General features: G+C 40.8%; 14 protein-coding genes and 1 tRNA gene. 2 read left to right on the plus strand and 13 right to left on the minus strand.

The window, feature by feature from the left end:
- Positions 1-18 precede the first annotated feature (18 nt).
- From V7O63_RS12390 to V7O63_RS12410, 5 genes are all read right to left on the minus strand, one after another.
- Complete coding sequence (locus V7O63_RS12390; protein WP_340818857.1) at positions 19-648, minus strand: type 1 glutamine amidotransferase family protein; 630 nt, start codon at positions 646-648, stop codon at positions 19-21.
- A gap of 226 nt (positions 649-874) precedes the next feature.
- Entirely contained in the window at positions 875-1,516 is a 642-nt protein-coding gene (locus V7O63_RS12395) for a hypothetical protein (RefSeq protein WP_340818858.1), read from the minus strand.
- A gap of 14 nt (positions 1,517-1,530) precedes the next feature.
- Positions 1,531-2,070, minus strand: coding sequence for a cohesin domain-containing protein (locus tag V7O63_RS12400; RefSeq protein WP_340818859.1), 540 nt, complete (start codon positions 2,068-2,070; stop codon positions 1,531-1,533).
- A gap of 21 nt (positions 2,071-2,091) precedes the next feature.
- The gene (locus V7O63_RS12405) at positions 2,092-4,458 is read right to left on the minus strand and encodes a cohesin domain-containing protein (protein ID WP_340818860.1); all 2,367 of its coding nucleotides are present in this window, start codon (positions 4,456-4,458) and stop codon (positions 2,092-2,094) included.
- 5 nt (positions 4,459-4,463) lie between these two features.
- Positions 4,464-6,278, minus strand: a complete 1,815-nt coding sequence (locus V7O63_RS12410) for a LamG-like jellyroll fold domain-containing protein (RefSeq protein ID WP_340818861.1) — start codon at positions 6,276-6,278, stop codon at positions 4,464-4,466.
- Positions 6,279-6,599: 321 nt separating this feature from the next.
- On the opposite strand from V7O63_RS12410, the gene V7O63_RS12415 reads away from it, so the two are divergent.
- Complete coding sequence (locus V7O63_RS12415; RefSeq protein ID WP_340818862.1) at positions 6,600-6,860, plus strand: hypothetical protein; 261 nt, start codon at positions 6,600-6,602, stop codon at positions 6,858-6,860.
- Positions 6,861-6,902: 42 nt separating this feature from the next.
- On the opposite strand, the gene V7O63_RS12420 is transcribed toward V7O63_RS12415, so the two are convergent.
- Both V7O63_RS12420 and V7O63_RS12425 read right to left on the minus strand, forming a co-directional pair.
- Positions 6,903-7,301: a hypothetical protein gene (locus V7O63_RS12420; protein WP_340818863.1), complete on the minus strand. Its 399-nt coding sequence runs from the start codon at positions 7,299-7,301 to the stop codon at positions 6,903-6,905.
- A gap of 646 nt (positions 7,302-7,947) precedes the next feature.
- Positions 7,948-9,090, minus strand: a complete 1,143-nt coding sequence (locus V7O63_RS12425; RefSeq protein ID WP_340818864.1) for a hypothetical protein — start codon at positions 9,088-9,090, stop codon at positions 7,948-7,950.
- A gap of 457 nt (positions 9,091-9,547) precedes the next feature.
- On the opposite strand from V7O63_RS12425, the gene V7O63_RS12430 reads away from it, so the two are divergent.
- Positions 9,548-10,156: a hypothetical protein gene (locus V7O63_RS12430; RefSeq protein ID WP_340818865.1), complete on the plus strand. Its 609-nt coding sequence runs from the start codon at positions 9,548-9,550 to the stop codon at positions 10,154-10,156.
- Between the two features lie 3 nt (positions 10,157-10,159).
- Here the strand turns inward: V7O63_RS12430 and V7O63_RS12435 are convergent, their stop codons facing one another.
- The 6 genes from V7O63_RS12435 to V7O63_RS12460 all read right to left on the minus strand — a co-directional run bounded on the left by V7O63_RS12435 (position 10,160) and on the right by V7O63_RS12460 (position 13,986).
- Complete coding sequence (locus V7O63_RS12435) at positions 10,160-10,432, minus strand: zinc ribbon domain-containing protein (protein ID WP_340818866.1); 273 nt, start codon at positions 10,430-10,432, stop codon at positions 10,160-10,162.
- Positions 10,433-10,614: 182 nt separating this feature from the next.
- A tRNA-Thr gene (locus V7O63_RS12440) sits at positions 10,615-10,686 on the minus strand.
- Between the two features lie 75 nt (positions 10,687-10,761).
- A complete protein-coding gene (locus V7O63_RS12445) occupies positions 10,762-11,268 on the minus strand; it encodes a chorismate pyruvate-lyase family protein (protein WP_340818867.1) in 507 nt (168 codons plus the stop codon).
- A 44-nt stretch (positions 11,269-11,312) separates the two neighbouring features.
- Positions 11,313-11,624, minus strand: a complete 312-nt coding sequence (locus V7O63_RS12450) for a DUF5611 family protein (protein WP_340818868.1) — start codon at positions 11,622-11,624, stop codon at positions 11,313-11,315.
- Positions 11,625-11,727: 103 nt separating this feature from the next.
- On the minus strand, positions 11,728-13,242 hold the full coding sequence (locus V7O63_RS12455) for a cryptochrome/photolyase family protein (RefSeq protein ID WP_340818869.1): 1,515 nt from the start codon (positions 13,240-13,242) through the stop codon (positions 11,728-11,730).
- A gap of 48 nt (positions 13,243-13,290) precedes the next feature.
- A complete protein-coding gene (locus tag V7O63_RS12460) occupies positions 13,291-13,986 on the minus strand; it encodes a radical SAM protein (RefSeq protein ID WP_340818870.1) in 696 nt (231 codons plus the stop codon).
- Positions 13,987-14,072 lie beyond the last annotated feature (86 nt).

Here is a 14,072-nt window from a genome sequence, read left to right on the forward strand (position 1 = left end):
AACGATTATTCAATACGATCATTCTCCCAGTGACCCCATCAACTCATAGAAGTACTGTGACTCGTGCGTGGCATACAGCTTATACCATGCCTCAAGCGTCTCAGGAGAAAGGACATCAAGCTCTTTTAGAACCTCACGTGTGAATTCCAGCGGAGCGATTCCTGAAGCAGTTATGATATTGCCACCAAGGATGCCATCTTCATGACGATAGAACTTATCCCCTGTGTAGTTCGGACAGACAGACTTCAGGAATTCCAGATCATTGCTGGTATGGGGTCTGTTATCAAGTAGCCCTGCTCTGGCAAGTCCCATCGTTGCACCGCAGATGGCTGCCACGAGGATACCGGCATCCAGGAATTCCTGTACCTTTTCCATCAGAGGGTTATGAATATCCTCAAGCCATGTATCACCACCCGGCAGGATAAGTACACCTGCATCAGCAGTTGTCAGCTCATCGATGCCGGTATCCGGAAGAATGCGTACCCCACCCATGGTGACAACAGGTTCCTTTGTGATGCCCACTGTTCTTACAGTATACTTTTCAGCATCCTTCCGGAAAGCGCGACCTGTATTCAGTTCAGCTATAAGGAAACCTGATTCCCAATCAGCCATAGTGTCAAGTACGTAAAGATAAGCTATTTTGGTCATGATGATCCACTCCTGATCATATATTCATTATGGACCCATAACATAATAATAGTTCTTGAACCATCCGATCAGAAACGCAGAGAGGAACAGAAACAAGTGAGCAGGAAATTTCCAGACCGGGGGTTTCAATATGCAATATGAGATCTTTACAAAATGAAGGACCTTGATATCCTACATTATGATATCACTCTTAGTACTAATAAAAAGATGAATATTGAGAGAATACTTACAATATTCCAAGGAACTGAGAGATCCTAACTGCAATTTTCCCAACCATAATGGTGATGCTTTTTCCAAAACCCACGCCTTCTATAGTAATGTCACCACTATCGTATGAATCTAAAAACACATCAAGAGGTTCTTGTGAGTTCATCAGGTCATTCATGGTATCTTCATTGGTAGTGATAATAATGGACGGGTCTATTTCAGAACTCAGGCCAACCGCGTTCTGCAATATGATCCTTGCATCCAGGGATGCTACCTCACCACTTTCATCCACATCAAGAACATTGTCCTGTTCCAGCTTTCCAACTCCCATCTGCAATGCAGACAGGGCGTCCAATGCAGTCAATTTACTGTCACCATTACTATCGCCTTTCCCGATAGGAATCTTTGTTCCCAGTTTTGAGAACTCGATAACCTTTGCATCTCTGGTAACGACTTTAACTTCCAGAGTACTCCCATCGTTCTGGTCGATCATCCCGTATATCTCTTCATTTCCAAGAAGACTTTTCAGGGAATCAGGTACTTCGTCCACATTCTGGTTGTAGTTGCTTACCTTCTGTTTCATATCTGCAAAGAGGTCAGCGCTTGCTGGTGCTGCTAGAAGGGAAAAAAGTAGAAATGAAATAACGAGTATTTTTTTCATTTCTATCCCTCTTTTTACCTGCGTCTCTTAATAAAGAACAGAGCCATTAGAATCGCGCCTGCAGCAAGCAGGGATGCAGACGCATAGCCAGCACCTTTTGCCTCATCAGTAACACTGAAGGTTCCATCCTCGGTTGTTGTAATAACTTCCACCCTTTCAATATCATGTACTGAAACATCCTCTAGCGCCAGAGAACTTGTTGAACCGGTATCACCAAGCACCTCAAAAGACACAACAGCAACAGTACCAGTACCACTGATCCCTGATGCATCCGCCAATGCTATGAAGACCACACCATCAGAAGCTGTGTTTGACTCGATATACGCATTTCCTCCGAGTTCACCTGTATCGACACCCATAGCCTGCAAAACATCACCATCATAGCTCATACGAATGTCCATACTTCCGATATCCGTTGCATCTGTCAGATCGATAGGGACCTCTACAGTTGCTCCGCTACCTCCTGATACATCACTAACACTGACCGTCACAGTACTCGCCGAAGCAAATGAGGTCAGGAACAACAATCCAATAAGTACCAAAATCTTTCTCATCATTTCAACTCCTTTTTGTTATTAATCTCCAACTGTAATTTTCAGAATATTCCTTGCATCCAGGGATGTTACACTCCCATCTTCATTTACGTCCATGACAGGATCCCTTGGTATCTTGTCAACTGCCATCTGAAGAGCATAGAGTGCATCCAGTGCCGTGTAAACTCCATCCCCATCAGAGTCACCCATGCCTTCTTCCATGCTAATTACATTGAAAAGACCATCATGTGTTTCTATGTCGATGGTTTCATAATTGTCTGCCCTGTTCGCTGTCATAGCAGTGATCTCAAGGTCAGAAGATGAGCCTTCAGCACCGACAACATCAAACTTCACGTAAGCGATAGAACCATCCCCACTGAAACCCTGCTTATCAGCCAGACTTATCTTTATGGTTCCGTCAATAATGTTGTGATCGAACAGGGAATCTGTAGTAAGGCCACCTTTGATAACTTCCGTGGCTTCAAGAACAGAAGAATCATAATTTAGTGTCAGATCCATGTTCCCGACATTCTCATTGACCCCATTCAATGTCAATGGGATCTGAATACTGCTTCCTGCCGGTTTGCTGCGAGATTCGAATACGAGACCATTTACAGCCGGTGTATCTGAAGTTGTCTCATAAAATTCGTTCAATGCGCTTTCAGTATCGAAAGGTTGAACCTCACTCATGGTCCCATCATCTGAAATGGAAACCATTTGTCCTTCAGTTAAGGTGACCTCGTCACCTTTCACAGTTAATATGTCAGGATTTCCCTCGATCACATAAATATCTGTATTTTCACCAGTTGCATCAACAATTATTTTTGATCTGACACGGATCTTTGTCACTATCGAGTATTTACTAAGGTCTATTTTTCCATAGTCCTCATCTGATCTTTCTATGATGTTTATTATATGAGAATAACCTGTAGACAATGCTTCTGCACCCGGAACAAGACTCTTACCAGTATCGATCAGAGTCTTTGTGCCTTCCTCATAAACGACCCCAGCAAAGGCTTTTGATAGCTTTTCATAATCTGTGTAAAAATTTGATTGATATGCATCCGAGCATAAGAGCATATTGACGCTCTGGACAGGTTGATCCTCTTTAACGCCAACATATTTAGGAACGATCATTCGAATACGATCCCCATTTACCCATGCTACCTCAACACCGGTGTCCCCATCTATATTGATAATATCCCCCGGCATCAATTCAAATCCTTCACTTACAGACTGATCAGTACCACGGATCGGAGTTATCAGTGATCTGTGCACCCTTACCTGTCCGGGACCTGAGACTACATACTGGAGCTGCCCGGCTGGAGGAGAATCAGGTACACCTTTCCCCCATATGTCCACAACCTGTGCCAGGTATTCAAATTCAACCGGCACAGTAGCTGATTTTTGAACCTTCCATACCTGTTCCCAGGAATCATTACCCTTTACAGTCTCTTTTTCGACTACAACTGCCTTTACAGTTCCTTCTACCCTGCCCCCATTTGTCATGAGTCTATCAGCAAGTACATCGGAGCGCATTAATCCCCTCAAAATATAGTTTAAGCGTGCAATGCCTTCACTATCTGTTGTTGCATACCCGACGTAAGAAAATAGGTCTGCATCTTCCAGAAATGGATGAATATCCTTCCATGGCTGGGATGTCGGACCCATTCTCGGTTCAACAATAGTTCCATGAAGAGTTGACCCCTTCTTAATGTAGAAATGAACTATTTCACCTGAGATAGCTTTTCCATTATCATCTGTTAGAATGGCCCTTAATTCTCCACCTTTTATATCATCAGGAGAACTGAGTCTTTCTGTTTCTGCAAGATATGGGAAAGGAGGCTCATACAGCAGTTGTAAAGTATCTTTTTCAGTATCTATTTCATCTTTAGTAGGCATTAAAATAAATGCTAAAGTTGATGTTCCTGATGCAGGATCAGCCTCTATGAAATAATATTTACCTGATTCAACAGTGGGGTTCGTTTTCCACCAGAGAGCACGGCTTATTGTTGTTGTATCATCCCATAATTGTTTTAATGTCCCACCATTAAATTCACTATCCAACATATCATGCCTGTAATAACTTCTCCACTCTTTCCCCTTGACACCAGTCACTTCGATCTCTGCATCCACGCTACCCATGGATTCCCAGTCCCTTAAAGAACTCTCATCTTTTATATTGATCTTAACAAAATCCTGATCAATACCATCGATCTTGTATCCGTATTCAGCATTTATACCCTCGCCGTTTGGAAAAGTGAATCTGACATTAAAATTTCCTGATGGATCCTGAACATCAAAAGTTGTAGGAGTGGATGCAGCTGACACCACTCCAATTATCAGGATCACCAAAAGAAATGTAATGGACCTGAATACCATTGATACCGTTTTTCTACCGTTTTCCATGGGATCTACTCCAGCCCGGTTGCAATTCTCAGTATCTTCCTGGCATCGATGGAAGATATCTGGCCATCCCCATTCATATCCAGTGTCATGTCATCAGGGATCTTGTCAACTGCCATCTGAAGAGCATAGAGCGCATCAAGAGCGGTAAGTGTTTCATCACCATCTGCATCACCCAGTCCATCATCCATACTTACGACTTTGAATACACCGTCTTTTGAAGGAATGCTGATGGTTGAAAGGTCTGATGCCCTGTTAGCAGATATCTTTGTAATTTCAAGGTCAGAGGACGAACCTTCAGCACCAATTACGTCGAAACGCACGTAGGCGATGGTACCATCTCCACTGAACCCGTTCTTGTCAGCCAGGCTTATCTTAATGGTCCCGTCAATGATATTAGAGTCGAACAGGGAATCTGTGGTAAGACCGCCTTTTATCACCTCTGTAGCTTCAAGAACAGAAGGATCATAATTCAAAGTGAGATCCATATTCCCGATACCTTCATCGACCCCGCTCAGTGTCAATGGGATCTGTACACTACTTCCAGTTGGCCTGCTGCGGGATTCAAATACCAGACCGGAGAATCCGGCTGTCGTCTGAGATCCAACATCATCAGTAGCTGGAGTTATGTCCCCGCTTTCATAGAGATCATTTATCTCACTCTGGGAAAGGGCATAATTATAGATCCTGAGGTCATCCATTGAGCCTCTAAAGTATTCAGTTGCTCCGGGAGGATCGATCCCTATGAGAAGGTCAGTGTCAGATTCCGGAATTGAAGATGACGCTGTTTTTGTGTCCTTGAGCTCTCCATTGACATAGAACTTAAGCCCGGATCCCTCTTTTGTAACAGTAACGAAATACCATTCATTGAAATTTGTATTTATGTTTGAAGAGACGATCTGACCGGCAACCCTTACACCTGGATGGATCCCACTGGCATGAAGCAGTGCGTAAGGACTGTTACTGGCAGATGTAGAGGAAGTATCTCCCTTTGAGAAGACAACAGCCCATCCACCGACTCCTGCATCCTCTTTGTTAAGCCATACAGAGAAAGTAAAATCATCTGTAAGGTCAAGGGAATCGCTATCCTGCACTTCTACATGGCTCTTGCCATCAAAACTAGCCGCGGAAGTTCCTACCACACCGGAGGTGAAAGCCATGTTCCCTTTTGGAGTTCCATGATTATTGTAAGGTGATGAATCAGCGTAGTTATTATCAAAGGTATAATGGGCTACAAGTCCTTTTGCAGTAGAGGATGTTGTTGTTCCAGACGTTTCTTCAAGCCCAAAGAAAGAGACAAGCACATCATCCCCGCCACCGGCACCTTTTATACCCATACATTCTACACGGATGGTATGTGTACTTCTTTCAAGACCTGATATCTCCAGATACTTGACAAAGGCACCTCCGGGGTAATTGACATCTGAACCGTAAACACTTCCTGTCCAAACCTCTGAGCCATCCACAAGAACACGAGCCCAGCCATCATTTGTATCACCCCAGAACTGAAGACCAACAGTATCGGTTGCAACAGTCGTCTTTGCTTCGATCCATCCGGAAGGATCCATCAAAGCTATGACATTATCATGCCTCCATATTGGACCGGATGGCCATGTGGCCCCTGACGTCGTTATCTCGAACTCTGAAGGAGGCGCCGTATGTTCCGTGTTCGTATAGGCGATCACATCCGGTGCATCCGTGAACTTGCGAGCATCTCCATCATATAGCACAACATTTGCTTCTGCAAATCCAATTGTTGAAAAGATGGATATTATTAGAAGTGCAGTAATAATACTGCCAAATAGTTTAGTGTACCACCACATTTTCTGACCTCTTTGTAATTTTGTTATTCTATAAGTAATTCTGATCACGCCCACTATATAGTTTTTTTGATTTTGTTCCAAGGCGGAGAAACTGGTCACTACAATTGATCAGGAAAATATGGTTTGCACAAAAAAGACGGACACAACTTCCAGACCTGTAACGTAAAACATAAGATCATCACAGCGTAAACCTTACAGTAAGACAAATTTCCTTTCCCTTATAGTCAAGGATCTCTAAAACTATCAAAATTCGAATTTTCCATTAATCACTTTCACCGTACTCGGCACATCAGCATATATGCTGAAAACCTACAACTCTGCATGAACGAAAAACCCATCAGGACCGAACAGGAACTATACAACAGGATCGATGAATATCGAAAAGGACAAAGAACATCTGCGCTGACCACATATGATGTACAACCTTTCATTGAAACACAAGAACGTGACCTTCACCCCGACATAGTGCTGAAGAACATAATCCTGGGGAATGCCTGCTCATGGGGAAGATATGATGCAGCATGTCAGCATTTTGAGGATAATATACAAGCCTTTCGGCATTTTCAGGTCTTCAATATGTAAGGACAAGATCGAAAAAGATGGATAATTAAAGGGTAATGATCCTCATTCCCTGTTCTCTGCCATTTGATAGACCGCTTTCAATGCAGAATTAGCAGCGATCTGCTTACCATCGATCTTGAAAATGACCTCATTAAGTGCCGGTTTGCCTTTATCATGACCCACCCAGAAAGTGTGCATCTTCCCGTATTCGGTCTTTTTCCTGAACAAACCTGTTGTTGTCTTTGACCTGTAAGAGAGTTCGTAGAAGAGTCGGCGTGAACCCTGCACCGGGTTTTTGATATCCGTGCTGCTTTTGACCTCATATCCTTTGTCTACAAGGTAAGCAGCTATATGTCTGACAAAGCGATGATATTTTTCATCCATCTCAAAGCGGGAAAGCTCTATCTGCTCCTTCCGCCCGTTTTTGTCATTGATGACCAGACTGTAAGTATTCTCTGCCATAATTCACACACTTATAAAATTATACTTAGATGATGCCGAAAATATATAATCCTTTGCAGGAACGATTCATTTAATTCCAATATACCTGACACGTTACAACTTCTGTCAATTGCCCAATTCCAAAAAGAGGATATCAGGAATTATGGAATTCATATGGAACTCAGATAAGCAACTGAGATTGCTGTGCAGGTTGTTAACGGTGTTAACATATAAAATGATGTATAGCAACAAATGATTGAATATGGAGTCTCAGCAAGGGACATCAAACCCATAAAAGCTCTTCCTTTTGTAGATTAGCGATCAGAAGGCTGGTACACCTTCGACAGCCGCAACTTCAGCACCAACAAGAATAAACAAGGCTCCTATATCTTCTCAAAACTAGCAAAACGAGGTATGAACGCATATCTCAACATGTAGTCTATGACCTCCTTGATACAAGGTTCGTGACCGAATGATGTCAATACTCATAGTAGAGACCATCAAAGACGAAAATATTAATCTTCTACTTATTCAAGTAGATGCACTAAAAAAGTATAGAGGCGAAACTTTCTTTCTTTCACCTTCACAGATAATGATTGACCCTTCCCCAGTTATGGGATTGTATGATACTTGTGAGGGATTGATGCATTAAGTTGAGAGATTATAATTAATTATCAATATTCGCTGATTTATTATTCCATAATGTTTCTGCCTGAAGTTTCATATATTTATCACAGATTTCAGAAACTTTCAAAGCAGATTCAGAATTTTGTTTATACCCACGAGATAATTTTTCAACTGCATGGTATATTTCATTCATATAAAAGGTATTAGATAGATTCTGCAGAATTATTTTTTCTATTTTTATGTAGTATTCTTCTTGTAAATCAAATTCAGTATTGCTCATAAAAGATATTAAAGCTCTTACAGTAACCATTAAATTAGTTTTAACATGATTGATTCCATCTGGTTCTAACATACCTATATCATGTATATTTAAGGATGAAGTGATTATATTTTCAAAAGTGTTCAATAACATATTGAAACTTGTATAATATTTATTTCTTAGCAGAATGCTACCAGTTTTATGTAAAAATGATGCTAGTAGACCCACATTAAAGTATTCTTCACACGTATACTTTGTAATTCTATTGAAATTAACAATATAACTGACCATGATATCAGAATCACTATAATTTTTTTCCATTGATGATTTAAATGATTCAAAAAACAGTTCAATGCAACGACTAAAGGCAGCATTATTTTTGTATTCAACTGAAATCATAATAAAGTCAACATAGTTGTTAGAAATGACTTTATTTTCTTCTATGTATGTTTGTGTGTCTCTATCTAGGAGGTCTAATAAAATATCACTATTTTTTGAATATGAGTTTAAGATAGATTCCATTGTTTTATCGTCAGCTTGTTTTTTAGTTAGTTCAATAATTAAATATCTATAGTGATTGCTAAAATAATTGGTTATTTCAATCGGAGATGTTTCTATAAATGAACTTTTTAATGCATCCTCCAATTTAGAGTCATACAATTTAACAAGTTGGTTGAATTCACTTCTTTTCTGGTTGCGATGTCTAATTAGAATTTCATCCTCGAAAATTTGTAATTTATCCTCTTTTTCACCAGATGAAATATCAATTATCATTTTTTTATCAATTTTTATTTTTGATAGATAACTTATTAATTGGTGATTTGGGCTTCTCCGGTCAACATGATAATTTCGATTTACATTATATACAAGAGTAATAATGCTCAGTAACAAAACAATATAAATCGGATCAATGCTGATTTCCAAGAGGATACTCCCTAATATTTTTTAAGAGAACAGTTGACAATAGGCAATATGATATATTAATATATTGATAGAATTCGTTGTATTTCATCATTTAATTTCAGTGTACGAAATATTTACTTTTTTAGCGCTAGATGTTTTTTATCAAAAACAATTCAACATCTTGCTACGTTCAGATTCCTTAATACTTCCGCATCATATAACATAATTAAATCGATAACTACGCATCCTTTCAGAATGCCAGCAATTGTACCCAGACAAAGGCAAGCGATTAAAGCGCCCGCCTTTGGCGACGCATAGGCAGAGTTTCAATATGATGCTTATTATAGTTGGATTATTTTTAATTATAAAACAACCTGGCATTTGCAATTATTTTAAATATTAAGCACCTATTATATGAATTAGTAAAATAAAAAAAAAAGATAAAAAAGTTATATTTATTCATAGTGGACAGATATAAATGATAGATATTATTAACAACGATATTATTGGTGCTATTGTTTTTCTTTTACCTGGTTTTTTATCAATATATATAGCATGTGGAATTATTAAATTTAAAAGTAGTCATTTAAAAGATCCCGAATATTATTTACTTAGTATATTTATTAGTATAATAGCATATGCATTGGTGTATTATTATAACAATTTCACATTAGATGGAATTGAAAATTCCATAATTAATTACACATATCTATTAGAACTTTATGCAATAGCAATTATAATTGGTATCTTCTTGGGGATAACAATAAAAAAAATACTTTACAAGAATTTTCATATCGATTATGGAAGTCCGTGGACACTTTCACTTAAAGATAATTCAAAAAGAGAACAAAATTATGTTCATATTTTCACTTCAGACAATTGTGAAATCTCTGGGAATATAATTCTTTTTTCAGACGACTATGAAAAACATAAAGAAATTACAATCGATGACCCCTGCATAGTTGTTCGTGATGCGAACTACAATATTGAGGACATGGTATATCTTGGTCAAGAAATGTATTTTAAAGAAGATGATATTAAAAGAATTGTATTTTTAGAACCTGAATCTATTTTTGATGAAGAATAAACATCACTTCATCACTCTCCTCAACACCTTAGCAACCTCCGGGTCCTTCTCTACAAGCTCCATCAAAGCCATGGCAATATCAGACCGCCTCTTCTCAACATCAACTGCAGATTCAATTGTAAGCACCATCCCACAGGATGAACAAAAAGTAGATGTAGGACCATTCATGGTCTTACAGCGAAGACATTTGACAGGTTTCATCACCTTCTTCTCATCCTCTTCTTTGATGATGCCGGCCATCTTGAGTAGTGGTTCATCCAGTCGCTTACCTGACATATGAATATAGACTTCTGGCATATCTAATCCGTGAATCCATCCAGATAGTCCTCTATCTGTGCCTGATTCAGATGCTCCACTAGTTCCATTGCTCTCGAATACTTGAATAAATGACGAAAAATCGTTTGGTTGAGCTAAACTAATTCAAAGACAAAACTCTCAGCTTTAGAATTAGAAGAAAGAGCCTCGGGTGGGATTTGAACCCACGACCTCGTCCTTACCAAGGACGCGCTATACCCCTAAGCCACCGAGGCACATTAGAAATATTGGGGTGCTCTCCCCTAATACACAGTATCGATTAATAAGTTTTCGGTTGGAAGAGCGATGATTTATAAGCACCAGCGGTCGTCGACGGGGAATATCTCGTTGATCCACATAAGGACACCGTTGTGGTGGACGATACGGTATGAACGGGAAAGGACCTTTTGCGCTCCGAAGAGAGGGGAATCCTCGAGGATATCGATGCTCTCAAAATCCCTTCTGGTCTCGACATTGTGGTCACGCAGTATCCTTCCGATCGGGATGTCGGCTTTCATCATATCGCTGCGAACGCCTTCTGGCATCTTCTCGATGGCTGACAGTGACCGGGCGAATACATAAGGGACATCCCCGGCTGTGAGGGTCACCACGCGTTCATTGATATCCGCCCCGACAGCAACACCGAATATATCTGCAGCTTTCTCATCCGCAGGAATAACATGCTGGTTTTCCGTAACCACTGCAGTAGGGTGTTTGGTCATGATCTCCAGCAGGAAAGTGACCGAACCATCGGTTCCTGCACATACCCTCAGGCATGTGGGAATATCAAAGCTCTTCAGTTTTTCAAGAAAATCCATGTTGAACTATCCGTGGTCGTAAAAGAATGAGAGGAAAGGGGAATTTACTTGGAAACTTCCTTCTTTGCCTGCTTCAGACGTTCCTTGGCAGTGTATCCTGTTGCAGCAAGGAGGAAATCCCTGAAACGCTTATTAGAATCAAGAATAAGTTCATCATCTGTCAAAGAAGTATCAGATACAGTATCAACAGCCAGCTTCTTACCTTCGATCCATACCGTTACACTAGAAAGAACACCATAAGAAGTAACGAACTTGCCATCCTCTTCCTTAACCTCGCTGGGGAAAATCTCTGTCAGACACTCGTAGATCCTATCCATCTCGGGTTTATAACCACGCTTTAACTTGTATTCCTGCATTTCGATCAACCCTATATAGTATTCTCCAGATGAATAAATGTACCGGTATAAGTTTAAAAACAACAACTGATCAAAGCACCTCAATGAACATGAAACAGCACTGTCACAGGTCTGAAAGGAACTTCTCCGCGATCAGTTGCAGACGTTCTTTCCTTTCATGGTCCATCCTGTCATAAGTGGCCACCATCAAACCCATACGGAAATTCTTACTCAGCACATCCCTGTTCCGGTCAATGAACCTCCAGTAAAGTGCATCCCATATATCGCACCATTCTCCCCTCTTATGGTCACTCATTCTGAGGATATAAGCTGAGCCTGAAACATAAGGCTTTGTTGACAATGTACCCCCATCAGCGAACTGGCTCATGCCATAGACATTTGGCACCATCACCCACTCATAGGAATCCACGAACATCTCCATGAACCACCTGTAGACCTCATCCGGGTCGATCTCACACAAGAGCATGAAATTGCCAAGGACCATGAGCCTCTCTATATGATGACAATAACCATTCCTGACAACTTTTCCAATAACATTGTCAACAGGCCCTATACCCACATTCCCGGAATACCATTTGTCATTCATTTTCCTGTGGTGACCAAAGAAATTGCCGCGCAGATCCCCGGTATGATACATCCCCATCATGAACTCACGCCAGCCGATGACCTGTCTTATGAAACCCTCAATGCTTGAAAGCGGAATAGAATCCTTATTCTTCTGGTAATGTCCAAGGGACCTGTCAATCACCTCATCCGGAATCAGCAGACCAATATTTAAAAGCGGGGATAGCACCGAATGAAAAAGGAAGCTATCGTCCTTCTTTATAGCATCCTCATATGGACCAAAATACCTCAAGCGGTTCTCAATGAAGTCATCCAACCATAGTAAAGCATCTCTTCTTGTAGTGGGCAGATAGAAATTTGAAGAAACACCCGGATGAGATGGAAACTTATCATCTACAAGCCGGATAACTTCCTCTGTGTGAATAGTACGGTCAGTTGAAAGAATATCGGGAATCGGGACAGATGCAGGTAATGCTCGCCTGTTCTCTGCATCAAGATTCCATTTTCCCCCTGTTGGTTTACCATCCTCATCGATGAGATAGCCTGATCTTTTTCTCTGGAAAATATAGAAATTGTTCATCAGGACCCTGTCCTTTTCACCACGGAATTCACTGAAATCATCTATTGTGGTAACAAAGCCCGGAGATGGAACGAACTCCAGAGCATATCCATTCTCCTGGCAGAGAATAGAAACAGTGCTTTCAAATCCTTTTGAACCCGGATCATAAGTAACCAGATCACGGATCCCATGTTCTTCCATAACACTGCGGATCTTCTCTTTATAGGAACGCTCATCGTTATCGCCTATCTCAAAATACACAAAATCGAACTGTTCTTTAAGCCAGTCCCTGTATGACCTCATAGCAGAGAGTATCATAACCAGCTTATGCTTATGATAAAAGAAGCTGGTACATAACTTCCTGTCCTCGGCCATGAAAAAAAGAGTCACATCGTCCGGTTTCAGGACATCTACTTTAGAAAAAAGACAATTGCCAGGGATCACTGCAAGTCGGGAATACTTACCGGACTTCTCACCTTTAACATATGCAACCATATGCAACCATGCCCCCACAATAACATTGAAATTGTAAAATGGGAAGGATCACTTTTTCAGTACAAGTTTTCCCCTTTCACCTACAAGTCTTACCTGAGGGACCTTTTCCAGAACCATCTCAGCTAATTCCTTCATCTCCCTCCATGAAGGCGTGGGTCCTTCATGCCCCATGAACGGCAGGTCAAAATCAGGATTGCTCATGAACTGATAGAGCATCACCTCTGAAGCACCTTCAAGGTCCGGAATTATCTTCGGCATGGTATCAGCATTCACATACTCAGGTATCACCCGTATCCAGATCCTCAGCCACTTCTTCTTAGCGATTATCATTGATTCCGTGAGGAGCTTCACATATTTCTCAGTACGCTCTTCTGACATCCCTGTAAGTTCCATTATGCCTTTAATGTCATCTGATGGGGCCTTGATCTCAAGCACGAACCCATGTACGAAAGGACTCGCACTCTCAAGTACTTCTGGTTTCATTCCGTTGGACTTCAATATGACACGCTTGCCCTGGTTGTGAAGTCCTTCAATAAGCGGAAGAAGGTCCTTTTGCAAAGTAGGTTCTGCACCCCCAAGATAGACATCATCCGTGGTGGACTTACCGGCATATTCCAGTACATCCTCAATTGTCCACTCCTTCCGGGGCTGATGTATATGGACACAATAAGGACATTTCATATTACATCCTGCAAACTCGATCCTTATCTGTCCCTGTTCGTCTGACAGTCCTATCAATCTCATTCATACCCTCCAGATATCATTTTATCTCACACACCTTAACTACCTGCAAATATCGATAGATCCCGATAACTATCAATAAGTGACAA

The organism is Methanolobus sp. WCC4 (assembly GCF_038022665.1).
GTDB lineage: Archaea > Halobacteriota > Methanosarcinia > Methanosarcinales > Methanosarcinaceae > Methanolobus.

Coding starts and splice junctions, on each gene's coding strand:
- V7O63_RS12390 (WP_340818857.1), bottom strand. CDS start 648: ATGACCAAAATAGCTTATCTTTACGTACTTGACACTATGGCTGATTGG.
- V7O63_RS12395 (WP_340818858.1), bottom strand. CDS start 1,516: ATGAAAAAAATACTCGTTATTTCATTTCTACTTTTTTCCCTTCTAGCA.
- V7O63_RS12400 (WP_340818859.1), bottom strand. CDS start 2,070: ATGAGAAAGATTTTGGTACTTATTGGATTGTTGTTCCTGACCTCATTT.
- V7O63_RS12405 (WP_340818860.1), bottom strand. CDS start 4,458: ATGGAAAACGGTAGAAAAACGGTATCAATGGTATTCAGGTCCATTACA.
- V7O63_RS12410 (WP_340818861.1), bottom strand. CDS start 6,278: ATGTGGTGGTACACTAAACTATTTGGCAGTATTATTACTGCACTTCTA.
- V7O63_RS12415 (WP_340818862.1), top strand. CDS start 6,600: ATGAACGAAAAACCCATCAGGACCGAACAGGAACTATACAACAGGATC.
- V7O63_RS12420 (WP_340818863.1), bottom strand. CDS start 7,301: ATGGCAGAGAATACTTACAGTCTGGTCATCAATGACAAAAACGGGCGG.
- V7O63_RS12430 (WP_340818865.1), top strand. CDS start 9,548: ATGATAGATATTATTAACAACGATATTATTGGTGCTATTGTTTTTCTT.
- V7O63_RS12435 (WP_340818866.1), bottom strand. CDS start 10,432: ATGTCAGGTAAGCGACTGGATGAACCACTACTCAAGATGGCCGGCATC.
- V7O63_RS12445 (WP_340818867.1), bottom strand. CDS start 11,268: ATGGATTTTCTTGAAAAACTGAAGAGCTTTGATATTCCCACATGCCTG.
- V7O63_RS12450 (WP_340818868.1), bottom strand. CDS start 11,624: ATGCAGGAATACAAGTTAAAGCGTGGTTATAAACCCGAGATGGATAGG.
- V7O63_RS12455 (WP_340818869.1), bottom strand. CDS start 13,242: ATGGTTGCATATGTTAAAGGTGAGAAGTCCGGTAAGTATTCCCGACTT.
- V7O63_RS12460 (WP_340818870.1), bottom strand. CDS start 13,986: ATGAGATTGATAGGACTGTCAGACGAACAGGGACAGATAAGGATCGAG.